This is a genomic window from Pseudomonas sp. AC083 (assembly GCF_979253165.1).
This window is the reverse complement of the sequence record NZ_CEEDDH010000010.1, coordinates 1-25217: the sequence shown is the minus strand read 5'-3', so window position 1 is coordinate 25217 and position 25217 is coordinate 1. Positions and strand designations below refer to the sequence as shown.

Genomic DNA, 25217 nt, shown 5'->3' with positions numbered 1-25217 from the left:
CTCCTACAGGGGATCGCTGGTGGCGAAAGTGATAGCGCAACGCCATGGTCTGAATCTTGCCTTGCTTCTGCCCTTGAACACGATCGCCTTACAAAGGCGCTCGACAATGGGAAGTTTCGCTACAGAGCCGGCCTACAGAGCGGGCATGGGTGAACTTTCGAGGCCTTTTAGAGGGCACAGGTCGCAGCCGAAAGGTTCGCGATGCACGCCAATGGTGCGTGGTGTCCAGAGGAGTCATGAGGCATGCAGGCTTTCCTTTCACCGGGGATCAAATTGCTGGGGCGGTTTGGCTTCGCAGGTAAATTCCAATTGTTGTTTCTGCTGTTCATTCTGCCGCTGGCCGGCAGCCTGTTGATGATCGGCCATGACTATCGCGAGAAGCTCAACCTGATTTCGGGCGAACGTGCCGGCGTGCGTCAGTTGCTCGCGCTGGATGCGCTGGACAACCTGCTCGCCGCGCAACGCGACCGCGCCGCCCGCTGGCGCGCCACCGAGACCAATCGCCAGCCGACACCGGCCACCCTCGCCGCCATGGCTGCCTTCGACGGCGTGCAACCGGCGGTGCTGCAAGCCACCACCGAGCTGGGCAATGCCCTGAACCAGCAAGGTGCCGACGGCGCAATCCTCGAACGCTTTCAGGCGCTGCAAACCGCACTTAATGGCCTGGATACGAAAAGCCTCAGCAATGTCGGCTGGTGGCCGGACGGTTATGACCGCTTCACCAATGCCTTGGGCGCGCTGCAAGCCTTGCGCGAGCAGATTGTGATGGACAATCGCCTGACCCTCGCGCCGTGGCTGGAAACCTACCTGCTGACGCAGATTTCCACGCAACACGCACCGGACCTGATCGAGCGGGTCGGCCGTCTCGCCGCGGTCGGCCAGGCCTCGGTGGTCTCCGGGCAGTTCACCCTGCAGAGCCGCCTGCAGTTGCGCGACCTGCGCAGCCGCATTGGTGACGCCCGCGAGCAACTGGTGAAAACCGCCGGCCTGCTGGAGGCGCGTCTGCCAGTCGAGCTGCAAGCCTGGGCCGGTCAGTATCACGACAGCCTGAAACACCTCGACAGCGGCCTGAAAGTCCTCGACGACGGTGTGTTTGGCGGCAGCATCAACCTCAAGCCAGAGGACTTCGAACGCAGCCTCGACGCGCTGCTCACCGACCTCGCTTCCCTGCGCCAGCAATCCCTGGTCGCGCTGGATCAGCGGCTTGATGCGTATTACAGCTCGGCGATCCGCCAGTTCATTGTTGTCGCCGCAATCTTCGGTTGCCTGCTGTTGGCCGCGTTGTACCTGTTCGTCTGCCTGCAAGCCTCGATCCGCCGCAGTGCCAGCGGCATCACCTTGCTCGCTGAGGCCTTGCGCGACGGCAACCTGAGCCTGCAAGTGCCGGTGGTGGGGCGCGATGAGCTGGCAGCGATCAGCACCGCGCTCAACGTCGCCGTGGTGCAGCTGCGCAGCAGCATGCTCGGCGTCGACCACGAGACCTCGCAGTTGAGCAACGCGGTACGCAGCCTCAACCAACACTCCAGCGGCGCCCTGAGCGAAGTCGAGGCGCAGCAGTTGCAGATCAGCCAGATTGCCGCTGCCGCCACGCAATTGGCCGCCACCTCGCAAGGCGTCGCGCAGAGTTGCGAACAGGCCTCCGGCAGCGCCCAGCACACCCGGCGCATCGCCGCCGACAGCAGCCGCGACAGCCAACGCACCACGGCCAGCATTCAGCAGCTCAATCAGCGCCTGAACGACACCGCCGCCGCGCTTGGCCGGGTCAGCGAGCAAGGCCAGCAGATTCAACTGGTCGTGGACACCATTCGCGGCGTCGCCGAGCAGACCAACCTGCTCGCGCTCAACGCCGCCATCGAAGCCGCCCGCGCCGGCGAACAGGGTCGCGGCTTTGCCGTGGTCGCCGACGAGGTGCGCAGCCTCTCGCAACGCACGCAATCGTCCACCGCGCAGATCGCCGGCACCGTCGACAGCCTGCGTGCCACGGTCAACGAAGCGGTGAGCCTGATGGAAGCCGCCTGTGGTCAGGCGCAATCGGATGCCGAGGCGGTCACCGGACTCGGCGAACGCCTGGGAGAAATCGCCAGCGCCGTACAGAGCGTCACCGACACCCTGGCGCAGATCGCCACGGCGGTTGAAGAGCAGGCGAGCACCGCCGATGAAGTCAGCGGCAATATCCAACAGGTCGATCAGGCCGCCGTGCGTTTGCTTGAAGGTGCACGGGCCGTAAACCTCGCGGCGGACACCTTGAGCCAGGGCAGCGAGGCGCTGAGCGCCAATACCGCCAGATTCCAACTGCGCTGACGCCCTCCCCGGCCCCGATTTTCGGGGCTGGAGGATAAGCGGTTGAAAACAGGAAGAAATATTTTCGATTTACGCTTGACGCTTTGCCATTTCAGGGGAATAATGCGCGCCACTTGGCTACATAGCTCAGTTGGTTAGAGCATAGCATTCATAATGCTGGGGTCCGGGGTTCAAGTCCCTGTGTAGCCACCAAGTACTAAAAACGGCTTACCGAAAGGTAGGCCGTTTTTTTATGCCTGCAATAATCTCCCCTCCGGTTCCCCACCCACAGAAGTCTATCTTCAGCCCTTTCGATTGATCAGTGGGCTCGCAGCCGCTCATCCGTCAGACTTTCTTACAGTTTGCAATTCGCCTTTTTTCACATAAGCCAAATATCAAATTCAAAATAATGCCTTCCTCACAACCAGGCTCTTAGCTAGGTATTACAGGCCCCACCCGCCATAAAATTCTAAATAATCAAAAGCGCTATTTCAGAAAAAACGCCGCTATCCCTTGAGGGTTAGCGGCGTTTTTCCTACGCAACTGGCGTTGCGGCTGTACTTGGACGATTCATCTATTCCGCTGTAATCACCAGACACCCTTTCATCACACGCACTTTGACGTTCTCGTTCACCTCGAATCCTGCCTGCCGTAACCACAGGCCGCGCAGTCTGATCCAGGGTACGGGTTTGGCGGGGCTGTAGGTTTTTTCCTTGGTGTGGACCGGGTAAAAATCTGCGGCGATTTTCAACCGGCGTTCAGTGATGGGGGTTGATGTCGTATGATTGGTTTTAGCCATGGTTCAGCTCCTTCTAAGCTGCTTCGTGGTTAGCGGGCCAGGGTGTTCGCGCACCTTGGTTCCGCGTTCTTTGGGTTACTTCAAACTTCTGTTTCTTCGTTGCTCGTTTTGGTCCCTGCCTGTGCGATCAGCGCGTCAAGCATCTGCGCAATCACCTTCTGTTGGACCTTCGAAAGCTCATTGATGGACTGCAGCCTTCGATACCACGTCGAGGTCAAGCTGCGCCTGGGCGTCTCCGTGTACGAGGGAACCCCGAGCAGGTCTTCAACGGGAACGCGAAGCGCAAATGCCATCTTCACCAGTGTCGTGACCGGCATGCTGCGCGTGCCCTCCTCGTAACCCTGAAAGGTCTGCCGGGAAAGACCTAAAGCCCTTGCAAACCGCGTCTGTGTTATCTCGTGCACCGTGCGTAAATGTGCAATGCGACTGCCCAACGCCATCAGAAAATCACGATCCTCATTGGAAATGCTCATGACAGCGGCCGACTGAAAATAAAATCGAATGGCAACGGACTCATCCTCTTCATCTGATATCCATCCTGGAAAAACTACAGAAACCATCCTCAGGCAACGCCGCGTAGGCTGTCGACCTGAATAATCTGTAAGAGAAATCCGGCGTAGTCAGCGATTCAAAGGAAAAGACTACAGGCGCGACCGACGATAATTTCGCCTGACCCAGGCGCAAAACCGATTGACTGAGATAGCCCTGTAGGAAGCAGGCTTTGCTCACGTAAGAACTGGATTTTTCATCACTTCAAGCACCCGCCCCTCTCTCCCCGAATTGCCCTTCGACCGACAAGCTCCCCTGGCTCGATTCAGCGCCATGCAGGGAGTTGGCATGCCTCCATACAAATACCTTCTCGACGATGACTGGTTTTTAAATCCGTATAGCGGTGGCAGGGCCTGGTTTACTTTGCTTCCACCGAAAGCGCCGGAGCCGGTGTACATCGAGAAGGATGAGTGGCCTGCGCCCAAGCCAGGCGAAGACAAGGTATTTGCCAAGTCCTGCACGCCGGACAACTGGTGTCGCACGGACGCTGGCACTGCCAAGGAGCCAGCCAGCAACTTCGGCAACATCATGGTCGCCGGCGCCATGCTCATGCCATCCGCCAGCACCGCGATCGCGACGGCAATAGGCGCCGACCTGGCTTTGGGGCGTCTGGCCGGCGGCGGGATTTTGCAACAGCGCCTGAACTGGGCCATCCGTGGCGCCGGCGGGCCGGCCAGCGTGTTTGTGCTGGGAATGCTGCCGAGCAAAATGGCCGACGGCACGCTTCACACGACTAAGAACTAAGAAAATAGCACCGCCTGAGCTACCGCTTTCGCGAGCAGGCTCGCTCCAACGAGGGCATCGTTTTCGGCCAATCGATTGGCGCGGCCGCTGAGCGGGAGGGCTGTAATCCTCACGCAGTTTGCACCCCGCCCGCCCGCCCGATAAAGTCCCCCAAGACTTCTACCCCACGGACGGAGAGCCCGCGTGTTTCCAGCCCAGCCTTTGAAGCGCTTTCGCCTGCCAGTCCTGACACTGCTTGTCAGCGCTCTGACCCTCACCGCATGCAACGCCCCGCCCTCTTCCTCGTTGCCGCTGGCACCGGAAGCCGCTTCCGGTTACCGCACTGATCTGCAAACCCGACACGCCAATAAACACATGGCCGCTGCTGCCAATCCACTCGCGGCCGAAGCCGGGCGGGAGATGTTGCGTCAGGGTGGTTCGGCGATTGATGCGGCGATTGCGATGCAGGCGGTGTTGACGCTGGTTGAGCCGCAGTCTTCCGGGATCGGTGGCGGGGCGATGATTGTGTTGTGGGATGGCAAGCAGGTGCGCACCTATGACGGCCGCGAAACGGCCCCGGCCGGGGCCACCGAGAAGCTGTTCCTGAAGGCTGACGGTAAACCGATGGCTTTCACGCAAGCGCAGATCGGCGGGCGCTCGGTCGGTACGCCCGGGGTATTGCGGGCGCTGGAGCTGGCGCATCGGAAGCACGGTCGCTTGCCTTGGGCGAAGCTGTTTGAGCCGGCGATCAAACTGGCCGAGCAAGGCTTTGCGATTTCCCCGCGCCTGCATTCGCTGCTGACTGCCGATCCACTGATACGCCAGTCGCCAGACATGGCTGCGTACTTCCTGAATGACGATGGCAGCGTCAAAGCTGTCGGCACGCGCCTGCAGAACCCGAAGTTGGCCGCCGTGTTCAAACGTATCGCCAGCGAAGGTGCCGATGCGCTGTACAAAGGTCCGATCGCCGAAGAGATCGTCGCCAAGGTTCAACAGCACGCCAACCCCGGCAGCCTGTCGCTGACCGATTTGCAGCGTTATCAGGCCAAGGAGCGCGCGCCGCTGTGTACCGATTACAAGCGCTGGCAGGTCTGCGGCATGCCGCCACCGTCGTCGGGCGGGATCGCCGTGGCGCAGATTCTCGGCACGTTGCAGGCGCTGGAGACTCGCGATCCACGCCTGTCGCTGACCCCGCTCAAACCAGTGAACAGCAATAGGCCGGCCGGCATCGAACCGGCGCCGCAAGCGGTGCATCTGATCGCCGAGGCTGAACGTCTGGCCTATGCCGACCGTGCGCAATACGTGGCCGACACCGACTTCGTCCCGGTGCCGGTCAAAGGTCTGCTCGATCCTGCCTACCTGGCCAGCCGCGCCAGCCTGATCGGCGAGCGCAGCATGGGCAGCGCCAAACCGGGCACACCGCCGGGCGTACAGGTGGCCTACGCACCGGACCGCTCGCCGTTGCGCATCTCGACTTCGCAAGTGGTCGCGGTTGATGATCTCGGCGGCGCCGTGTCGATGACCACCACCATCGAAGCCGCGTTCGGCTCGCACCTGATGGTTCAGGGTTTTCTGCTGAACAACCAGATGACCGACTTCTCCTTCATCCCCGAAGAGAACGGGCAGAAAGTCGCGAACCGCGTCGAACCCGGAAAACGCCCACGCTCTTCGATGGCGCCGACGCTGATCTTTGATCGCAACACTGGTGAATTTGTCGCCACGGTCGGCTCCCCCGGCGGCTCGCAAATCATCGAATACGTGGCGAAAACCACTATCGGCCTGCTCGACTGGAACCTCGATGCACAAAGTGCGATCAACCTGCCCAACTTCGGCAGCCGCAATGGCCCCACCGAACTGGAACAGGGACAGTTCAGCCCAGCGCTGATCCAGGCACTCAAGGACAAGGGCCACACGCTCAGCGAAATCGACATGACCAGCGGCACCCAAGCGATCGTGCGGGTGAAAAATGCGCAGGGCAAAGCGACATTGACGGGGGGTGCCGATCCTCGGCGTGAGGGAGAGGCGTTGGGGGACTGAAACACTGCATTGAAAAAGGCCTGCCGAGCAGCAGGCCTTCTCCCGGGAGTAAATCAGACCGCCAACGTCTTGCCATCCACCCCATCCCCAATCGTCAGGAAATGCCCGCCCGCAACGTGATGCAGCGTGCGCAAGCCGTCATGCCCCTCGAAATGCCAGCGCCCATCGCTGAACACACGCTCATCGGCCTGGGCAGCAATGACTTCGGCAAGGAACAGGTCGTATTGCTCGTGATTGCGCGGCTCCGGCAGCAGGCGGCATTCGAGCCAGGCGACACAGCCCTCAAGCAGCGGCGCTTCAATCTGTTCGCCAGCGAAGGTGTGTAGGCCGTACGCCTGAAACTTGTCCTGACCTTGGTTGCGGGTGATTTCCAGGCCGGAGGTGTTGCCGACGGTTTGCACGATATCGGCCTGATTGACGCAAGGCACGTTCAGCACAAAAGTGCCGGAGACTTCGAGCAACTGGCGGGTCCAGGTGGATTTGTCGAGGACGACGGCGACTTTCGGTGGTTCGAAATCCAGCGGCATGGCCCAAGCGGCGGCCATGATGTTGCGCTGGCCGTCGTGAGCGGCGCTGACCAGCACGGTCGGCCCGTGGTTGAGCAGGCGGTAGGCTTTGTTCAGGGGCACCGGACGGCGGTGGGAGACGCTCATGGGATCTGCTCCGGAGGAAAAGGAGCCGATTGTAGCGCTGCCACTGGAGAAACACAGAATCTGTGGGAGCGAGCCTGCTCGCGAAAGCGGTGTATCAGCCAACATTAACGTTAAATGTTGAATCGCCTTCGCGAGCAGGCTCGCTCCCACACTTGGTCAGTGTCGATCAGTGAGAGAGCTGATTGGCAAACTGCCCCACTGCATCCACCACTTTCTGCGCACCGTCCTGAATCTCGACGATCACCGTGCCCGCCTCCGCCGCCAGCGCCAGGCCCTGTTCAGCCTGGAGCTTGCCGTCGGTCATCAGCGCCACGGCATTGCGGGCCATTTCCTGGTTCTGCCGTACCACGCCGACAATTTCGTCCGTCGCCTGGCTGGTGCGCGAGGCCAGTTGCCGGACCTCGTCGGCCACCACCGCAAAACCACGCCCCTGCTCACCGGCGCGCGCCGCCTCAATGGCAGCGTTGAGCGCCAGCAGGTTGGTCTGTTCGGCAATGCCGCTGATGGTTTTGACGATCGTGCCGATCACCAGCGACTGCTCGTTGAGCGCCTCGATACCTTCGCCAGCGGCCTGCATGTGCCGCGACAAATCACGCATCACGTTGACCGCTTCGGTGACGACCGTGGTGCCCCGTTGTGCGGTGCTGTCGGTTTGTTGCGAGGTGCTGTAAGCGATGCTGGCCGCGTCGGCAACCGCCTGCTCGCGGTTGACCTGATCAGTAATCACCGTGGCGAACTTCACCACTTTGTACAGTTTGTCGTTGGCATCAACCACCGGGTTGTAGGACGCTTCCAGCCACACCGTACGACCATGGCTGTCGATACGCTTGAAGCGGCCAGCGACAAACTCACCGCTGTTCAAGCGCCGCCAGAAGTTCTGGTACTCGGCGCTGTTGTACTCATCCGGGGCGCAGAACGTGCGGTGATGTTTGCCTTTGATCTGCGCCAGGCTGTAACCCATGCCGTTGAGGAAGCGATCATTGGCGCTGAGCACATTGCCGTTGAGGTCGAACTCGATCACGGCGGTAGAGCGCACCAGCGCGCCGATCAGGTTCTCATGCTCGCGGGAGGCTTCGATGGTGCGGGTCAGGTCGCTGGCGTAGAAGGAAATGTGTCTGATCCGGCCATCGGACGAGCGTACCGGTTGCACGATGGAACGCAGCCACGCCTCGTCGCCATTGCCGCGCAACAGGCGCACGGCGCCGGCGAAGTGCTCGCCACGGCTCATCGAGTTTTTGAAGCGCTGATGGAATTCGTCGGTTTTGACGTGGGCCGGCACGATGTCTTCAATTGCCCGGCCGACCAGGTCCTGGCTCTTGTAGAGCATTTCATCGAGAAAATTCTGGTTGACCGAACGAATCCGCCCGTCGGGCTCAAGGGTCAGCGCGAGCATTTCGCTTTCCAGGCTTTCCTTCACTTGTACAAGGCTGGAGAGTTCTTCGCGCAGAGCGGCCAGCTCTTGTTTCAAGCGTTTATTGAACATGGGAAAGCACCGATGGCAGGGTAGTTAGCGGATACAACCTAGCCATCGGCCTTGCGCAGCTTTTCTGAAGCCAGCGCCAGACCCGTCAGTCGAAAATAATCCGGCGCTTGCGGTTCAGGCAGCGCCGGCAGCCTGACACGGTCCGGTACGTGGCATGCGCGCACCGAAATACGCCGCTGTCAGAACTCCCACCGCGCCCATCACTGCACAGAAGATTACGCAGACCCACGGGCTCCACGGCATCAGACCAATCAGCAACAGCGGCGTGATACTTGCCCACGCCGCGTAGGCAATGTTGTAGGTGAAGGAAATGCCCGACACGCGAATCCGCGCCGGGAACAACCCGACCATCACCGAAGGCACCGCACCCACTACCCCACAAGCGAGACCGGCGACCGCATAGGCCATGCCGATCCAATGCCCGCCCATGATCAGACAGCCATACAACACGCCAATGCCCAATGGCAGCAACAGGCTGTAGAGCATGACCGTGCGCCAGGCGCCGATGCGGTCGACCAGCAGACCGGCGATCACGCAGCCGATATTGAGGAAGACGATGCCCAATGCACTGAGGCCGAATGTGTGGCTGGCAGTCATGCCGAAGGTTTTCTGCATCATGGTCGGGGTGATGACCACGAACACCACCACTGCCGAGGTCAGTACGCAGGTGAGCAACATGGCCGGCAGCATGGCCAGACGATGTTCACGCAGCACCGTGCGCAGCGGCAGCTCGACCCGCGCCTCGCGCTGCGCTTCCATGGCCATGAACACCGGGGTTTCGCTGAGCCATCGGCGCAGATAAACGCCCACCACGCCGAACACGCCGCCGAGCAGAAACGGATAGCGCCAGGCGTAATCGAGAATTTCGGCAGGCGTGAAAACCTGCGCCAGGAAGGTCGCGGTGAGTGCGCCGATCAAGTAACCGAAGGTCAGGCCGGCCTGCAAAAATCCGAGGGCGTAACCGCGATGGCCGACAGGCGCATGCTCGGCGACGAACACCCAGGCACTCGGCACTTCACCACCCACCGCAGCGCCTTGCAGGATGCGCAGCGCCAGCAACAGCAAGGGCGCGAAATAGCCGATCTGCGCGTAGGTCGGCATGATCCCGATCAGCAGGCACGGCAGGGCCATCATCAGGATGCTCAGGCTGAACACCTTTTTGCGGCCCAGACGGTCGGCGAAATGCGCCATCAGAATCCCGCCCAGCGGCCGCGCCAGATAACCGGTGACGAAGATGCCGAAGCTTTGCAGCAGACGCAGCCACTCCGGCATTTCCGGGGGGAAGAACAACTGACTCAGGGTCAGCGCGAAGAATACGAAGATGATGAAATCGTAGATTTCCAGCGCCCCGCCAAGCGCCGCAAGGCCGAGGGTCTTGTAATCGGCACGGCTGAACGGCGCCGGTCGGGCTGGAGAATTGGCAGTCATGACAAAGAACTCAGGCATCGGCAAAAACCAAGGCGCTCATGGTCTACGCAAATGCGCGGATCGACAACCCGTCAGACCATAGTCTCGGTTTGCGAAAACCTGCTCAACAAAAGGGCGGCGCTTGATTTACTGTTAGCGCCTGTCCAAGGGACCACGCCAACACCGACCAGCCGCCCATGTGGGAGCGAGCCTGCTCGCGAAAGCGTCAGTTCAGACAACCTGATGCTGAATGTGCCGACGTCTTCGCGAGCAGGCTCGCTCCCACAGGGGTCTCTGTGGCTGTCGAGCCGGGCGACTGCTCCCACGGATCAAAATAACCATAAAAAATCCGAGGTACTTCCCGTGGCCGTTGATATCGAAGATAGCCGCTCCGCGCGCTTTGCCCTGCGCTGTTCCAGTTTTGCCGAACGCTGGTTTCCCGACTCCTGGGTGTTCGCCGCGTTGGCCGTCATCATCGTTGCGCTGGCCACTTTGGCCATGGGCGCCAAACCCACCGCTGCAGCGATGGCCTTCGGCGACGGCTTCTGGAGCCTGATCCCGTTCACCATGCAGATGGCCTTCGTGGTGATCGGCGGTTACGTCGTCGCCAGCTCTCCGCCCGCAGTCAAGCTGATCGACAAACTGGCACGCATCCCGAAGAACGGCCGCTCCGCCGTGGCCTGGGTAGCGTTGATCTCAATGGTCGCCTCGCTGCTCAATTGGGGTCTGTCGCTGGTATTCGGCGGGCTGCTGGTACGCGCCCTCGCCCGCCGCACCGATCTGAAAATGGATTACCGCGCCGCAGGTGCTGCGGCATACCTGGGACTTGGCGCGGTGTGGGCGCTGGGCTTGTCATCGTCGGCCGCACAGTTGCAGGCCAACCCGGGCAGCCTGCCGCCGTCGATCCTGTCGATCACTGGCGTGATCCCGTTCACCGAAACCATTTTCCTCTGGCAGTCCGGGGTCATGCTGCTGGCACTGATCGTGATTTCGATCATCATCGCCTACGCCACCGCGCCCGGGCCGAATTCGGCACGCGACGCCAAGGCCTGCGGCATCGACCCGGCGTTCAACCTGCCGCCGCTGCAACCGCGCACGCGCCCCGGCGAATGGCTGGAACACAGCCCGTTGCTGATCATCGTGTTGGTGCTGCTGGCGGCGGGATGGCTGTTTCACGAGTTTTCGACCAAACCGGCGATTACCGCGATTTCCGGCCTGAACACCTATAACTTTCTGTTCATCATGCTCGGCGCGCTGCTGCACTGGCGCCCGCGCAGCTTCCTCGATGCGGTGGCCCGTGCGGTGCCGACCACCACTGGCGTGTTGATCCAGTTTCCGTTGTACGGCTCGATCGCCGCGCTGATGACCACCGTCAAAGGCGCCGACGCGCAAACCCTCGCGCATCACATCTCGACCTTCTTCGTCAGCATCGCCTCCCACGACACCTATGCGCTGCTGATGGGCGTCTATTCGGCGATTCTCGGTTTCTTCATCCCGTCCGGCGGCGGCAAATGGATCATCGAAGCGCCCTACGTGATGCAAGTCGCCAATGACCTGCAATACCACCTCGGCTGGGCAGTGCAGATCTACAACGCCGCCGAAGCCTTGCCGAACCTGATCAACCCGTTCTATATGCTCCCGCTGCTGGGCGTGCTCGGGTTGAAGGCGCGGGATCTGATCGGCTTCTCGTTTGTGCAACTGCTGGTGCACACGCCACTGGTGCTGCTGCTGTTGTGGGCGCTGGGGACGACATTGGCGTATACGCCGCCGGTGATGCCGTAGCAAAAACGAGCCAGGCCTGTGGGAGCGAGCGCTCGCTTGCACAGGTCTGGCGTGGAAATCATGAAATCCATACTCAACCGCTTTTCTGTCAAACACCACTGATCCACTATGAAGCGCCCCCAAATCGAGGGGAACCCACGCTGAAAAGGATCTGAGCATGTTCAAACTTGCAGGACTTACCCTCGTTGCACTGACGCTAAGCGCCGCCGCTCACGCCGATGTCGACGTGAAACTGGGCAGCACCGAGCGCGTCACCCGGCTCTTCGCCTACCCCAACAATTGCAGCGTGATCTGCTTCCGCAACTGGACGCTGGAGCAGACCGTCGCTCATTACTTGAGCCAGAGCGTCCAGCGCGACGGTTACGCCGATGCCAAGGTGCTGGTGAAAACCGACAACGATCAGCTTTACGCCGAGATCACCGGTGTGCCGGACGGCTATGACAAGCCGCTGTCGGCGTTGCTCGACGCCGGCGATCTGGCTTATGCCGGCGCCAGCAAGCTCAATGCCGATGGCAAATGGGCCTATAACTGGTATCTGTTTCTGCCGTTGGGCATGGCCCTGGAGAATCGCAAGAGCGTCGAGTTGCTGCACTTCCCGCCTGACTACTCCCTGACCCAGGCGCAGGACTACCTGCGCTCGAACACCACCGATCGCTGGGCGACTTTGCTGACCGATAACGGCATCCCTGCCGGGCAGACGCCGGCTTACCAGACCATCATCGACATCGCGCCGATTGCCGCGCCGTCCAATGCTGGCGGGGATCTGGAGGACGTCTACGACTACTTCAAGGATTACCAGACCACGCTGGTCAAGCAGTTCAGCCAGACCGCCAGCGGCACGACGCTGCCGATGGTTGCGTTCGGGGCGCCGGTGCGCAACTGGATCAAGGAACAGTATGGGCCGACGGTGGGCGTATTGGGGCTGGCAAGCATCAGTCCGAGCGAAGGGGTGAACATGCCGGTGCTCGGCTCGAATCATCCGAGCTATATCTGGTACGCGGCCGATCCGAAGAGCTATACCGGCGACGATGCCCAGGCCAAGGCTGACGCGGCGGGCCTGAAAGTCATGGGCCAGGATTTGAGTGCCGCCTGCTGGCAGGCCGGAATGGGCAGCAAGCCGGGCAGCGATGCGCAGACCACGCTGAACAGCTGCATGCAGACATGGCAGGTGACGCAAAAGGTCAAAACCTGCGAGTTGTTCTATACCTCGATTCGCGATCTCAGCGCCGAACAAGCGGCTGCCAAGTGCGCAACGCCACCGGTCAAGACGCAACTGCAACAGCTGAAAGCGCCACTGCCTGCCGCCGCCGTGCCCGCACCCGCTCTGTAATCGCTGCCGGAGGCCCCGTGTCAGCCAATGCTGACGCGGGCCAACGGTGATCGCGCCTGTCAGGTTTGACAGTAGACCGGTACCTTCAATTGCGCGACGCTTGGATCCAATCATGCTTCGCCTGGCGAGGCATGGGCACAACCCGGAGGCAACACTCAACAACAAGGATCGTTATGAACAATCAAGCCATGGGCCGGCACCTGCCGCGCGACACAGAAGGCATCTATCCGTTCGCCGGACTTCCGGTGCGGCTGGGCTTTCCATCCTGCCAGGACTTTCAGATCATCCACGACGAACACGGCATCGCCACGGCAGTGGTCGCGCGCCGAGAGTTTCTGCGTATCAGCCGAATGTGCCGGGTGTCAGGGCAATTGCTGCCCTATCGCTGTCGACAGACCCGGCAGTTGCAAACCGGCATTCACGTTTACGATCCGCGCTTTTGCGGGGTGCTGGAACACGCCTGCGACCCGAATGTATTTCTCGACATGAGCGAGTTGTGGCTGTGGGCCTTGAAAGATATCCACAGTGGCGAACATCTAAGCATCGATTACGCATCGACCGAAGACAAACTACTACGCCAGTTCGCCTGTGATTGCGGCTCGTCGCGCTGCCGTGGCTGGATCACCGGTTACGACGAACCACCCACGCCTGAAGGACAGCGCTTTTTACAGCGCTGGCGTCACGCGGGGCGAGGTTGAAGTGACGGCTATGGCGCGCCGACAGGGCGCAAACGATATTGCGGCGGCAACTGCTCGAAACCACTGATGGTGGTATTGAGACTTTTCCAGCGGCCATCCTTGATCCCGTAGATGCAGCCGTGGATCGACAGGGGCTGGCCGCGATGCCAGGCGTTCTGGATGATGCTGGTGTGCGCGACGTTGGCCACTTGCTGGATCACGTTGAGTTCGCACATGCGGTCGACCTGCTCTTCTTCGGTCGCCAGCTTGGCCAGCTCTTCGCGCTTTTCGTAATAAAGATCGCGGATCGAGCGCAGCCAGCCGTCGATCAGGCCGAACTGGCGATCCTGCATCGACGCGCGCACACCGCCGCAGCCGTAGTGGCCAGTGACGAGGATGTGTTTGACCTTGAGCACATCAACTGCGTACTGGATCACCGACAGGCAGTTGAGGTCGGTGTGCAGCACGACGTTGGCCACGTTGCGGTGCACGAACAGATCGCCCGGCAGCATACCGACGATTTCGTTGGCCGGTACGCGTGCGTCGGAGCAGCCGATCCATAGATATTCCGGAGTCTGCTGGCGCGCCAGTTTGGCGAAGAAATCCGGGTCTTCCTTGGTGATCGCGTCAGCCCAACGCTCGTTGTTATCAATCAGGTCTTGTAGATCGTGCATGGATAAGGCCTCAAGAAAGATGCGCAGGTTTGATAGACGACCACCCGTCGAAGTCACGCCACCAGCGCAAAGTGTTTTCGTTGGAATTCTCGCGCGCCCGGTGAGTCCACTCAGTAAGGCCCACACTATGAGGAATTGCCATGACTGATTCACGACGCCCTTATGATGCGGTGCAACCGGAACCCATCGATGATAACGAAGACCGCATGGGCTCGGTGCACGAGCTGGATTTCGACGACGAAAAGCCCAGCGCGAAAATCGGAGATGAACTGCCCGAGCGTGAACGCGAACAGTTGATGCCGGCTGAGCGAGTGCGTGAGGCGGGCATGACCGGGGCCTCGGTGGATGATCATCAGCCTACCGACGATGACCTGAGCCCGGAAACGTTGATTCGCGAGGATGGTTCGCGTGATGCCGATGAACTCGGCGAAGGCAATCCGGCGGATTGGGATCTGAGCGAGGTCGGTGAAAACGACATCGGCGGCGGTGACGGGCTGGATGAAGCGGAACTGGCGGATCTGGATCCGCTGGATGGCAAGCGCTGATCAGCTGAGTTTAAACTCGCTCCCTGTAGGAGCTGCCGAAGGCTGCGATCTTTTGACTTTTTTTGCAAAATCCAAAGCAAGATCAAAAGATCGCAGCCTTCGGCAGCTCCTACATGGCCTCAGTCAACCAGGGTACAGACCATCACCACCGCATCTTCACGCCCACCCACCGCCGGATAATAATCGCGACGCCGGCCGATCTCGTTGAAGCCATACCGCTCATACAACTTGAACGCAGCCGTGTTGCTGTCGCGCACTTCGAGAAAGCATTCCCGAGCCTCGGCCGCATACGCACGCGACATCAAATGCTCAAGCAACGTCAGCCCCAGTCCACGCCCCTGATTTTCCGGCTTGACGGTGATATTGAGCAGGTGCGCCTCATCAAGAATGATCTGCACCACACCGTGGCCCACCTGCTGCTGCCCCTCGAACATCAGCCAGATCTGGTATTTGCCCAGGCCATCGAGAAAAATCCCCCGGGTCCACGGATGGCTGTACGCGGCGTATTCGATCTTCAACACAGCGTCCAGGTCCGCCTCGGTCATCGGGCGAAAGGTTACAGCCTCACTCATCGGATTGTTTCCAGCGCGCCATCAGCCGACGCATGGCTTGCCACACAGCGGCCTTGCGCTGTGGCTCTTCCATTAACAGTTCCAGGCCGGGAATCGCCCAGGCCAGGCCCAGACCTTCGATCTGCAATTCACTATTGAACGCTTCGGCGTCCGCCTCCCCGGCAAATTTCACCGCCGGCAGGCCGATCAGCCACAGACAGGCGCAGGGCGCCGCTTCCATTTGCACCGAGAGGAAGCCTTGCACGAAGTCGCGCGCCGCTTCCGGGCCTTGATCCAGCGTGCCGCGATTGAGCCAAGGCCAGCGCACCGGTTCGCCGACGATCTGCGGCGCATCCGGCAAACCGGCGGCGCGCAGCATATCCTTGAGCAGCAGGTAGGCCGGATCGCGACTCTGAAACGCTTCGCCTGTGGGTAACTCGACCAGCAGCAGGCAGCGCCCGGCGCGCAGCAGTTGCAGGGCGAACCGCGGCGGCGGCACTGGCGCAGGCTTGACCACCACCGGCGTGTCGTCGACTTCCTCCACCGGTTTCGCGCCGTTGCGGGTACTGGCCAGCGACGGACGCGGCACTTCGATTTTCGGCCGCTCGACCTGACGCGCGGCAGGCTGCGCCGGTGCTTGGGCCAGAGGCGCCGGAGCAACCGGCACCTCAACCTCAGGCTCGGGCATCTCCAGCAGCTCGGGCCGCGACGGTGCGGCGAAAGGCAGTTCGGTGCGCGGCAGCCAGTTGACCACCTGCATGGCGTTCAAATAGGCGCGGCGGCGGGACTCGATAAGCAAAGGTCGGCCACTTGTGGATAACGGAAAGTGCGCTGATTCTACCGCCCTTCGCGCAAGATCGCTTGCTGTTGATCGACAGCCTGCGCTGCACCGCGCCGCTGCGCTTTGGGCAAAGAATGCGACAGCCCGTCCCGAGAGTGAATCGCCGCGCCTGTGATGCAGTACAATCGCCGCTTTTAATCGCCAACCAGCCGGCCATTCCGATGATCGAACCCAAGCGCGTCTTGCGCGCCCTCGCTGAACACTGGGCACTTCTGGAGCCACTGTGCGAGCACTTCGACCAAGGCACCCTGAGCCTCAACGAACTGCGCACGCAACTGGCCGCCCAACAACTCGACAGCACGCCGCAGGACATCACCAGCCTGCTCGACGTGTGGATTCGCCTCGATATTCTGGTTCCGGTGGCGAAAAGCCCGAACCGTTTCGAGCTCAACGCGCAGATCCACGACTTCCTCGCCTACCTGCGCCGCGAACACCGCCTCGGTCTGTGCCTGGAAATCGAAGCCTATTTGCGTCACCTTGAGCGTCTGGCCGGTTATATCCAGGACGCTTTCGATGTTCGTGACGGCAACGATCTGGCGCGCCAGCTGCGCTTGCTCGACATGCGCGTGCGCGACGTACTGAAGAAACTCGACAACGATGAACAGGCCCTGGTGGCAGTCGCCGAACGGGCGAAGACCAGCGACCGGCAGATTCCGCTGCGTCAGCGTTACGCCGAAGTGCTGGCGACGTGGGACGAATACGTCGAGCCGATGATTGATCTGGTCAACGCCGACGGCGCCTTCGAACAAGGCGTGCGCAAGGTCGAAACGGTGCTACTGAAGATGCTCAGCGAACAGCAGCGCCTCGGCCATCTGGTCGATGACGACATGCTCCTGCGCACCCACGCGCGCATCCTCGAAATGCAGACCAGCGCGCAACTGACCCTGCGCCATGCCCGCGAACTGCTGCTGCCGTTGCGTGAAGAAGCGCGTCGGCACAACGCCGTGACCCGTGGCGCCGCACTGGCGCTGGCGGCGATCCGGCGTAAAGGCATCGACGCCGTGCCGCAAGCGGCGATGCCGCTGTTCACCCGTCCGCAAAGCACCTTCCTGGGCAGCGCCAGTCAGGTCGAAGCCTACGTCTATGCGCTGGCGCGTTTCGAGCCGAAACCGGCGCGCTTCCCCAAGGCGCACAAAACCCAGAAGGCGGGCGACGCGCCACGAGCCCCCCGCACCGTGCGCGAGATGGTCGATCGTTGCGAAGAATCGTTGCCGATGCCGGACCTGATGACCTGGCTGCTGGAGCAGGAACCGGACGGCGCCACCGACGAATTGCTTTACTGGTTCTCGCGCCTGTCGCGGGAAAAACGCTTCAAGCGCGAGCGTCTGGAACGCCGCGAATACCACACTCACGAGCACCAGGTCAGCCTGCGCTCCTTCGCCCTGCTCTCGGCCAGCGATACCGCCGCCGAGGATTCTGCGAGCATCCCAAATGCATCTTGATCTTTCCGAACTGTCGCAACTGGCGCCGATCTTCCGCGAGTTGTTCAAGGGTTACCACGTCAGCCGCCGTGATCCCGAGCTGTACGCACAACTGTCGAATTTCCAGGACCAGTACCGGACGCTGTTCAAGGCGCTGGGCTTTGAACTGGTCTGCGACACCCGTGGTTTCTACTACTTCGTGCCGGACATGGCCGCCGCAGCGGTGAACAAGACCGCCCAGCGTCTGGCGCTGTTCACCTTCATCCTCGTCGAGCACCTGGCCGATCAGGGCCGCGACCCGATTGCCGTGCTCGACGGCGGCAGCCTCGGCCGCGAAGAATTGCCGTCGCTGCTGGACAAGTACCGCGACCTGTTCATCCAGGCCGAAGTGCAGACCGTCGAAGAACTCGAAGAAAAAATCATGCGCCGCATGACCCAGCTTGGTTTTGCCGGCGAAGAAAACGGTGTCTACCGCTTCCTGCCGCCGATGCACCGTTTCCTCGACGTGTGCCTGTCGGTACAGCAGGACCGCGACCTCGCAGCCAGCGTGCACAGCGTTCTGCCGCTGCCGGCGCCGGTGCTGATCGACGAAGAAGCCGAAGCGAAATTCCTCGAAACCGACGATCCATTGGATTTGAGCGAGTTTGAAGAAGAAAGCGAAGAAGACGCACTGGCCCGCGCCATTGCCGAAGAACAGGAGTCCGATGCATGAGCCAGGAACGCTACGGCATCCGCCGCTTTGCCCTTTTGAACACTGCCGGTTACAGCCTTGGCCTGTTCCCGCTGGAAGAACCCTTGTCGGTGTATGGCGCGAACAACCTCGGGAAATCGGCGTCGATCAACGCTTTGCAGTTTCCGATTCTGGCGCGCATGTCCGACATGAGTTTCGGCAAGTACAGCCTCGAACAATCGCGGCGCTTCTACTTCGCCTCCGACACCAGTTACATCCTCGTCGAAGTCAACCTGCCCCACGGCCCCCACGTGATCGGCGTGGTCGGTCGCGGCCCGGGCGGTGGTTTCGGGCACCAGTTCTTCGCCTACGCCGGCAAGCTCGATCTGGCGCATTACCAGAAAAACGACACTTGCCTGCGCCAGAAAGAACTGTTCAGCAATCTCGAAAAAGAAGGCCTGAAGGCTTACGAACTCAAGCCGGATGAGCTGCGCCGCTTGCTGGTTGGCGGCCACACGTCAATCCCGCTCGACCTGACCCTTATCCCGCTGCGCTCCACCAGCGAGCAGAGCCTGAAAACTTTCCGTGCGTTGTTCATCAACCTGCTGCACATGCGTGAAATCACCGCGGCCAAGCTCAAGCAACTGTTCCTCGATGCTTTCGAACACAGCCTGCGTTCGGGCAGCGTCGATTACATCGCCGCGTGCGAAGAAGCCTTCCGCGATGTGCGGCGCATGGAGCAGGACTACAACTCGCTGGTCGCCGCCGGTCCATTGGTTGAAGCGCTGGCCAACGGCGTGAAACAGCGCGATGTGCTGCGCGGCAAACTGCATCGCCTGTCGCCGCTGCTCGATTCCTTGCTCGGCACCTGGTCGGATTACGCCACGGCGCGCAAGGAAGAGCTGACCATCCAGGCCGAGCACTACCGTCGCGAGCAGGACGATCTGCAAAACGATCAACGCGGTGGTACTCAGGAACTGATGCGTCTGGAGCGGGAAATTTCCGGCATTCAGCGCTGGCTCGGTGAGCTGTCGGTGCTGAAGAACCGCTTCGCCCTGGTCGATGACGTCAAAGTGCTCGAGCAACAATTGCTCGCCGCCAAGGATGCTCACGATGAACTGGCAGGTGCCCTGGCGCAGTCGCGTCAGTTCAGCGCCGAAGATCTCGAAGAGCGTCTGCGCGATCTGGAAAAACGCCTGAAGTCGGTGAAGCAGCAACTCGATCACGCTGATAACAACAGCTACGCCCGTCTGCGCGAAGAGTTCTCGCAACAGGACGTCGAACGCCTGATGCGCCTGTTCAACAGCGCGCTGTTCAGCCTGCCGCTGGGTGAACATGGCATCACCCTCGACGAGAACGGCGAGTGGGTCAAATCGGTCGAGCTGATTCTTGACGGCTTCAAGGGCGAGCGCTTCGAAGTGCCGGGCCTGTCGATCGACATCTCGCACATCGAGCCGCCGGCCTTGCAGGCTCTGGCTGACCGCGCCGCGTTGCGCGATCAGAAGGAGCGTCTGGAAAAAGAGCTCAAGCAACTGAAAACCCAGCAAGCCGTGGCCGCCGACCGCGCCGCAAGCAAGACCCAGACCGAGGCGCTGTATCAGCAGGTGCTGGACGCGCAGAAGGCGCTGGAAGATTTCCGTCGCACCCAGACACTGAGCGCCGAGGAAAGCGACAAACTCGAACAACTGGCGCAGATGGAAGCTGCGCAGGACGAACTCAAGCGCTCCAGCGATGCCTTCACCGAGCGCGTCCAGCAACTGTCGGCCAAGCTGCAACTGGTCGGCCGGCAGATCGCCGACATGGAAGCCAAGCAGCGCACCCTCGACGACGCGCTGCGCCGTCGTCAGTTGCTGCCAGCGGACCTGCCGTTCGGAACGCCGTTCATGGATCCGGTCGATGATTCGATGGACAACCTGCTGCCGCTGCTCAACGACTATCAGGACAGCTGGCAGGGTCTGCTGCGTGCCGATGGGCAAATCGAGGCGCTGTATGCGCAGGTGCGTCTGAAAGGCGTGGCCAAGTTCGACAGCGAAGACGACATGGAGCGGCGTCTGTCGCTGCTGATCAACGCTTACGCACACCGCACCGATGAAGCGCTGACCTTGGGCAAGGCGCGGCGCGCGGCGGTCACCGACATCGCCCGCACCCTGCGCAACATCCGCAGCGATTACGACAGCCTCGAGCACCAACTGGCGCTGTTCAACCGCGAGATCAACAAGCGTCAGGTCTCCAACCTGCAAAGTTTCCGCATCGTCCTCGCACCGAACAAGGAAGCGCTCAAGCACATCGACCAGATCATCCACAGCGCCGGCCAGTATGAGGAAGGCGAAACACTGTCGGTGTTTGACCTCAGCCAGAGCGCCGAGCAGGACAACAAGAACGAAGAGGCCAAGGAATACCTCGCGCGGCTGGTGGCAGCGAACCACAACCAGCTCGGACTCAAGGACTTGTTCGAATTGGCCTTCGAGATCACCAAGGTCAACGGCCAACCGGTGATCCACACCGACATCGACGGCGCGGCGTCCAACGGCACGACCATGACCATCAAGGCGCTGACCAACATGTACTTGTTGCTGCACTTGATGGATCGCGACCTGGCCGGCCGAGTGCGTCTGCCGTACTACCTCGACGAGGCGGCGGACATCGACGAGAAGAACCAGGCGGCGCTGCTGGAAACCAGTCTGCAACTGGGCTTCGTGCCGATTCTGGCGAGTGTGAAGCCGCAAGTCTGCGCCAGTGTCGCGATCGACCTGGAAGGCGGCAGCGGCCCGGCGGGGATCTACATCGATGAGGCGGACTGGAAGTACATTCGCCGCCATGATGTGGTCAAGGCCACGCTGAATGTGCAGGCCGATGAGCCGGAGCTGGATGCGGTTTGATCGGCTTTAGCTGAAGGCAAAAAAAGGGCCGCGATCTGATGGGATCGCGGCCCTTTTTTATCGCCTGGGATTTGGGTTGATGTGGCTGACCCCTTCGCGAGCAGGCTCGCTCCCACAATAGGAATGCGTTCCCCTGTGGGAGCGAGCCTGCTCGCGAAGACGTCTCAACAGACGCCACTATTTACCAAGCTGAATCTTCGGCGCCCAGGTCAGCCATTCATCCTCGAATTTGTCGAACAACGGGAACGTCTGCTCGGCCCGCGCCGGATTGCCCATGCGTTCACCGTCCGGGGTGGCGAAGGCAATCCCGCCCTGAATCAGTGTCTCCAGCGACTCGGTGCGCACCGTCACGCCTTTGAACAACCCATAATCGAAGCCCACGCCGCTGGTGTTCCAGAAGCGGCTGCCGCTACGCACCAGTGGCGCGTACTTCGGCTCGATCAGGATGTGCACCAACACACGGTCAGCTGTCTGGCCCAATTCATAACCGGTCACCTTTCCGACGGTGATTTCACGATAGGTCACTGGCACGCCGGGCTTCAGCGAACCACGACGTGCGGCGCTCAACACCAGACTCAGACCCGCTTCCTGCTTGGTGACTTCAGGCGCCTCGGCCAAGGCAACGAAGTTCTTCTGCGGGCCGAGATTCTTTGCCGCCGGCTGGACTTCGATGTATTTACCGGTGACCAGCGTTTCCAGGTTCTGCGTCTTGATCAGGCCCAGTTCCGGCTTGACCACCCAGAACTGACTGCCGACCCGAGCAATCTTCTCCGGCACTTCAGTGATGCGAGCGGTGAGGATTACCGACTGCATGTCATCGGTCAGATCGACGCTTTCAATCTTGCCGACATCCAGCCCCTTGAAACGCACCGGCGTACCGCTGCTCAAGCCGTCAGCGCGATCAACCTTGATCGTCACTACCGCACCTTTCTTGTTTGCCTCATCGTGGTCGGCGAACAGACGGAAGCGCGGGATGCGTTTCTTCAACGGCGCATTGGCTTGCGGCGTTTCAAAGGCGATACCGCCGGCCATCAGGGTTTGCAGGGATTCACTCTTGACCTGAATGCCCCCGGTCAAGCCACCGGTGAGGGTAATGCCGCTGACGTTCCAGAAGCGCGTCGAGGCGTTGACCAGGTTTTCGTATTCCTTCTCGATGTGCACGCCGATAACCAGCTGCTTCTTGGTTCGGGAGAACTGGTAGCTCTGCACCGAACCGACCTTGACCTGCTTGTACAGAATCGGACTGCCGACATCGATCGAACCCAGCGAATCGGTAAACAACACCAGATGCAGGCCCGGCGAACGCAGATCCAGCGGCGGTGCTTTCGGTCGCGCCTCGAATTCGCGTTTCGGCGCAGCGCCTTTGTCGCCCGGACGCACGGCGATGTAGTTACCTTTCACCAGCGCTTCCAGGCCGGTAATACCGGCAAGGGATATCGACGGTTTGACCACCCAGAACTGCGTGCCCTCAACCAGATAGTCTTCGGCCAACGGATCAAGGGTCAGCTCGGCTGTTGCACTGTTCAGGTCCGGATCGACTTTGAGCGCTTTCAGGTTGCCGACCTGAATGCCTTTGTACATCACCGGTGTGCGACCGGCCTGCAGGCCCTCGAAATCGCTGAGTTTGACCTTCACGCGAATGCCGGCAGCGGCAGCGTCGAAGTCTTCATAGAGACGGAACGGCAGGCTCGGATCGGTCGCTGGGCTGTCCTTGCGATTCTCCGGCGTGGCGAAGGCGATGCCCCCAGCGACGATGCTGGCCAAGGACTCGCTACGGACTTTCACACCGGACAGGTTGGCGTCGATGCTGATGCCGCTGGCGTTCCAGAAACGTGTGTGTTTGCGCACCAGTTTGGCGTAGGTCGGCTCGATGAACACCTTCAGTTCAACGGTGCTCTGATCCTCGGAAAGCACGTAGCTTTTGACCTGACCGACCTTGATCTGCTTGTAGAACACCGGGCTGCCGCGATTCAGCGAGCCAAGGCGATCGGCCTTGATGGTCAGGTGCAGACCGGGCTTGGCGTCGGACAGCGGCGGTTCTTCGGCGAGTGCCTTGAACTTGCGCACGGGCTCGCCTTCACCGGGACTGATCGCGACATAGTTACCCGAGACCAATGTCTCCAGACCAGTGATACCGGCCAGGGTCACGCTCGGTTTGACCAGCCAGAACCGTGTGCTGGTCTTCAGGTACTGCTCGACGTCCTTGTTCATTTCGATGGTGGCGATCACCCCTTTGGAGTTGCCCTCATCGTCGAGCTTGAGCGTCTTGACCTTGCCGACCGGCATGCCTTTGTAGACCACTTCAGTCTTGTTGGCCTGGATGCCTTCGCCGCTTTCAAAGCGCACCTGAATCTCGATACCAGTCTCGGAATAAGCACGCCAGCCGAGCCAGCCGCCGATGATCAAAGCGATCAGAGGCAGCACCCAAATGGCCGACCAGTTTGAAGCCGGTCGGGTTTTCGCTACAGGCAAATCAGTCATGGTCGTCGTCCGACTCCGTGTTATCCCAAATCAGTCGGGGATCGAAAGTTACTGCGGCGAGCATCGTCAGAATCACCACAGAGGCGAAGGCGACGGCGCCCAAATTGGCTTCGACACTGGCTATCCGGCCGAAGTTAACGACCGCCACGAGAATGGCGATCACGAAAATATCGAGCATCGACCAGCGGCCGATGAACTCGATGAATCGGTACATCCAGATGCGCTGACGGGCCGACAATGGCTGCCGGCGCTGCACGGAAAACAGCAACAACGCGATGCCGACCAGTTTGAACGTGGGCACCAGAATACTGGCGATGAACACCACGCTCGCGATCGGAATCATGCCGTGCTGCACCAGTTCAATCACGCCGGACATGATGGTGCTCGGTTCACCCTGGCCCAGGGAGCTGACCGTCATGATCGGCAAGACGTTGGCCGGAATATAGATAATGGCTGCCGTGATCAACAGCGCCCAGGTACGGGTCAGGCTGTTGGGGCGGCGAGCGTGAACCTGCGCGCCGCAGCGGGTACAGCTCTGCTCATCGACGTCAGCTTCCTGCTTGTTCAGTTCGTGGCATTCGGTGCACACCAGAATGCCCGCATCAATCGCCCGCATGGGCATCCTCTCCTGATAATGCCTGCCAGATCTGATGCGGTGACATCACCACCTCCAGCCAGACTTGTACCAACAACAAGCCAATGAAACATGCCAGCCCGAGGCCGACGGTGATGGCTGCCATATCCGCCAGCTTTACGATCGCGACAAGGACGCCCATGAGGTAGACCTCGAGCATGCCCCAGTCTCTGAGGTGGTGGTAAATACGATAGAGCAACAAGCCATAACTACGGCCGACATTGAAGCGGATCGTCAGTAGGACAAACAGCTGGCACAACAACTTGAGTAACGGTATGGCCATGCTGCAAAGGAAGACGACAATCGACACTCCTTGCATATCGGTGTTGAACAGACCGACCACGCCACTCCAGACCGTATCCTGCGAAGATTGCCCGAGGATATTGAGTTGCATGATGGGTAAAAAGTTTGCCGGTACGTAAAGTAATAATGCCGCAATCACCAGCGCGAGGCTGCGCTGCACCACGTTATGGCGATGGGCATACAGTTCGTAACCACAGCGCGGGCAGAGCGCTTTCTCACCATGGGCAAGTGTCGGCTTGCGCATCAGCAGGTCGCACTCGTGGCACGCTATCAAGTCTTCCAGCGGTAAATCTGACAGCCCGGGGGCGTCAACCGATTCTGACATACAGGCTCTGACTCCGATAAAGATGGGGCTATTCTAGTGTTCTGCTTCGAAAATAACTGTGCAATTTTGTTCGCCATAGCGCTGAAAACTTTTTCCCAGGCAAAACAAAACCCCAACTGCTTTCGCAATTGGGGTTTCGGAATTTAATCTTGACGATGACCTACTCTCACATG

At 60.6% G+C, this 25217-nt stretch carries 20 protein-coding genes, 1 tRNA gene and 2 pseudogenes; 11 read left to right on the top strand and 12 right to left on the bottom strand.

Annotation, left to right across the window (positions count from 1 at the left end):
- Positions 1 to 243: 243 nt before the first annotated feature.
- On the top strand, positions 244 to 2301 hold the full coding sequence (locus AC0IXA_RS15895) for a methyl-accepting chemotaxis protein (protein WP_471813820.1): 2058 nt from the start codon (positions 244 to 246) through the stop codon (positions 2299 to 2301).
- A 115-nt stretch (positions 2302 to 2416) separates the two neighbouring features.
- Positions 2417 to 2493 (top strand) — tRNA-Met (locus tag AC0IXA_RS15890).
- Between the two features lie 361 nt (positions 2494 to 2854).
- Here AC0IXA_RS15890 and AC0IXA_RS15885 read toward each other — a convergent pair.
- Together AC0IXA_RS15885 and AC0IXA_RS15880 are read right to left on the bottom strand one after the other, a co-directional pair.
- A complete protein-coding gene (locus tag AC0IXA_RS15885; protein WP_039761255.1) occupies positions 2855 to 3079 on the bottom strand; it encodes a SymE family type I addiction module toxin in 225 nt (74 codons plus the stop codon).
- An 80-nt stretch (positions 3080 to 3159) separates the two neighbouring features.
- Positions 3160 to 3552, bottom strand: a complete 393-nt coding sequence (locus AC0IXA_RS15880; protein WP_235374486.1) for a helix-turn-helix domain-containing protein — start codon at positions 3550 to 3552, stop codon at positions 3160 to 3162.
- A gap of 364 nt (positions 3553 to 3916) precedes the next feature.
- On the opposite strand from AC0IXA_RS15880, the gene AC0IXA_RS15875 reads away from it, so the two are divergent.
- Together AC0IXA_RS15875 and ggt are read left to right on the top strand one after the other, a co-directional pair.
- Positions 3917 to 4372, top strand: a complete 456-nt coding sequence (locus AC0IXA_RS15875; protein ID WP_264365761.1) for a hypothetical protein — start codon at positions 3917 to 3919, stop codon at positions 4370 to 4372.
- A gap of 183 nt (positions 4373 to 4555) precedes the next feature.
- Positions 4556 to 6388 (top strand): gamma-glutamyltransferase, encoded by a 1833-nt coding sequence (ggt, locus tag AC0IXA_RS15870; protein WP_471813818.1) that lies wholly within the window; start codon positions 4556 to 4558, stop codon positions 6386 to 6388.
- A 53-nt stretch (positions 6389 to 6441) separates the two neighbouring features.
- Here ggt and AC0IXA_RS15865 read toward each other — a convergent pair whose 3' ends face one another.
- From AC0IXA_RS15865 to AC0IXA_RS15850, 4 genes and pseudogenes are all read right to left on the bottom strand, one after another.
- Positions 6442 to 7041, bottom strand: coding sequence for a flavin reductase family protein (locus AC0IXA_RS15865; protein WP_471813816.1), 600 nt, complete (start codon positions 7039 to 7041; stop codon positions 6442 to 6444).
- A 166-nt stretch (positions 7042 to 7207) separates the two neighbouring features.
- Positions 7208 to 7645, bottom strand: a pseudogene (locus AC0IXA_RS15860) (methyl-accepting chemotaxis protein); the annotation flags it as partial.
- Between the two features lie 102 nt (positions 7646 to 7747).
- Positions 7748 to 8434: pseudogene (locus AC0IXA_RS15855) on the bottom strand (PAS domain-containing protein); the annotation flags it as partial.
- Positions 8435 to 8638: 204 nt separating this feature from the next.
- Positions 8639 to 9952 (bottom strand): MFS transporter, encoded by a 1314-nt coding sequence (locus tag AC0IXA_RS15850; RefSeq protein WP_223630756.1) that lies wholly within the window; start codon positions 9950 to 9952, stop codon positions 8639 to 8641.
- Positions 9953 to 10294: 342 nt separating this feature from the next.
- Here AC0IXA_RS15850 and AC0IXA_RS15845 point away from each other — a divergent pair, with 342 nt between their 5' ends.
- From AC0IXA_RS15845 to AC0IXA_RS15835, 3 genes are all read left to right on the top strand, one after another.
- On the top strand, positions 10295 to 11713 hold the full coding sequence (locus tag AC0IXA_RS15845) for a short-chain fatty acid transporter (RefSeq protein ID WP_016773194.1): 1419 nt from the start codon (positions 10295 to 10297) through the stop codon (positions 11711 to 11713).
- Between the two features lie 157 nt (positions 11714 to 11870).
- The gene (locus AC0IXA_RS15840) at positions 11871 to 13043 is read left to right on the top strand and encodes a hypothetical protein (protein WP_471813814.1); all 1173 of its coding nucleotides are present in this window, start codon (positions 11871 to 11873) and stop codon (positions 13041 to 13043) included.
- A 173-nt stretch (positions 13044 to 13216) separates the two neighbouring features.
- On the top strand, positions 13217 to 13741 hold the full coding sequence (locus tag AC0IXA_RS15835; protein WP_471813812.1) for an SET domain-containing protein-lysine N-methyltransferase: 525 nt from the start codon (positions 13217 to 13219) through the stop codon (positions 13739 to 13741).
- A gap of 8 nt (positions 13742 to 13749) precedes the next feature.
- Here AC0IXA_RS15835 and can read toward each other — a convergent pair whose 3' ends face one another.
- Positions 13750 to 14394, bottom strand: coding sequence for a carbonate dehydratase (gene can, locus AC0IXA_RS15830; RefSeq protein WP_039761245.1), 645 nt, complete (start codon positions 14392 to 14394; stop codon positions 13750 to 13752).
- A 140-nt stretch (positions 14395 to 14534) separates the two neighbouring features.
- Here can and AC0IXA_RS15825 point away from each other — a divergent pair, with 140 nt between their 5' ends.
- Positions 14535 to 14939 carry a serine kinase/phosphatase gene (locus tag AC0IXA_RS15825; protein WP_471813810.1) on the top strand — a complete coding sequence of 135 codons (405 nt, stop codon included), beginning with the start codon at positions 14535 to 14537 and terminating at the stop codon, positions 14937 to 14939.
- Positions 14940 to 15058: 119 nt separating this feature from the next.
- Here AC0IXA_RS15825 and rimI read toward each other — a convergent pair whose 3' ends face one another.
- Together rimI and AC0IXA_RS15815 are read right to left on the bottom strand one after the other, a co-directional pair.
- Positions 15059 to 15511, bottom strand: a complete 453-nt coding sequence (gene rimI / locus AC0IXA_RS15820) for a ribosomal protein S18-alanine N-acetyltransferase (RefSeq protein ID WP_016773192.1) — start codon at positions 15509 to 15511, stop codon at positions 15059 to 15061.
- Positions 15504 to 16250 (bottom strand): energy transducer TonB, encoded by a 747-nt coding sequence (locus tag AC0IXA_RS15815; protein WP_471813940.1) that lies wholly within the window; start codon positions 16248 to 16250, stop codon positions 15504 to 15506. The genes rimI and AC0IXA_RS15815 overlap by 8 nt, the downstream gene beginning before the upstream one ends.
- A gap of 242 nt (positions 16251 to 16492) precedes the next feature.
- Between AC0IXA_RS15815 and mksB the strand changes: the two genes are divergently transcribed.
- The 3 genes from mksB to mksF are packed head-to-tail and all read left to right on the top strand — an operon-like array spanning position 16493 to position 21301.
- Entirely contained in the window at positions 16493 to 17773 is a 1281-nt protein-coding gene (gene mksB, locus AC0IXA_RS15810) for an Mks condensin complex protein MksB (RefSeq protein WP_160768349.1), read from the top strand.
- Positions 17763 to 18464, top strand: coding sequence for an Mks condensin complex protein MksE (mksE, locus tag AC0IXA_RS15805; RefSeq protein WP_016773189.1), 702 nt, complete (start codon positions 17763 to 17765; stop codon positions 18462 to 18464). Before mksB ends, mksE begins: the two co-directional genes overlap by 11 nt.
- Positions 18461 to 21301 (top strand): Mks condensin complex protein MksF, encoded by a 2841-nt coding sequence (gene mksF, locus AC0IXA_RS15800; RefSeq protein ID WP_041480021.1) that lies wholly within the window; start codon positions 18461 to 18463, stop codon positions 21299 to 21301. Before mksE ends, mksF begins: the two co-directional genes overlap by 4 nt.
- 177 nt (positions 21302 to 21478) lie before the next feature.
- On the opposite strand, the gene AC0IXA_RS15795 is transcribed toward mksF, so the two are convergent.
- Genes AC0IXA_RS15795 through AC0IXA_RS15785 form a run of 3 tightly spaced genes read right to left on the bottom strand, consistent with a single transcriptional unit; the run spans position 21479 to position 25044 of the window.
- Positions 21479 to 23782, bottom strand: a complete 2304-nt coding sequence (locus AC0IXA_RS15795; RefSeq protein ID WP_016773187.1) for a PqiB family protein — start codon at positions 23780 to 23782, stop codon at positions 21479 to 21481.
- Positions 23775 to 24398, bottom strand: a complete 624-nt coding sequence (locus AC0IXA_RS15790; RefSeq protein ID WP_071173597.1) for a paraquat-inducible protein A — start codon at positions 24396 to 24398, stop codon at positions 23775 to 23777. The genes AC0IXA_RS15795 and AC0IXA_RS15790 overlap by 8 nt, the downstream gene beginning before the upstream one ends.
- A complete protein-coding gene (locus AC0IXA_RS15785) occupies positions 24385 to 25044 on the bottom strand; it encodes a paraquat-inducible protein A (RefSeq protein WP_071173598.1) in 660 nt (219 codons plus the stop codon). The genes AC0IXA_RS15790 and AC0IXA_RS15785 overlap by 14 nt, the downstream gene beginning before the upstream one ends.
- Positions 25045 to 25217: the final 173 nt, after the last annotated feature.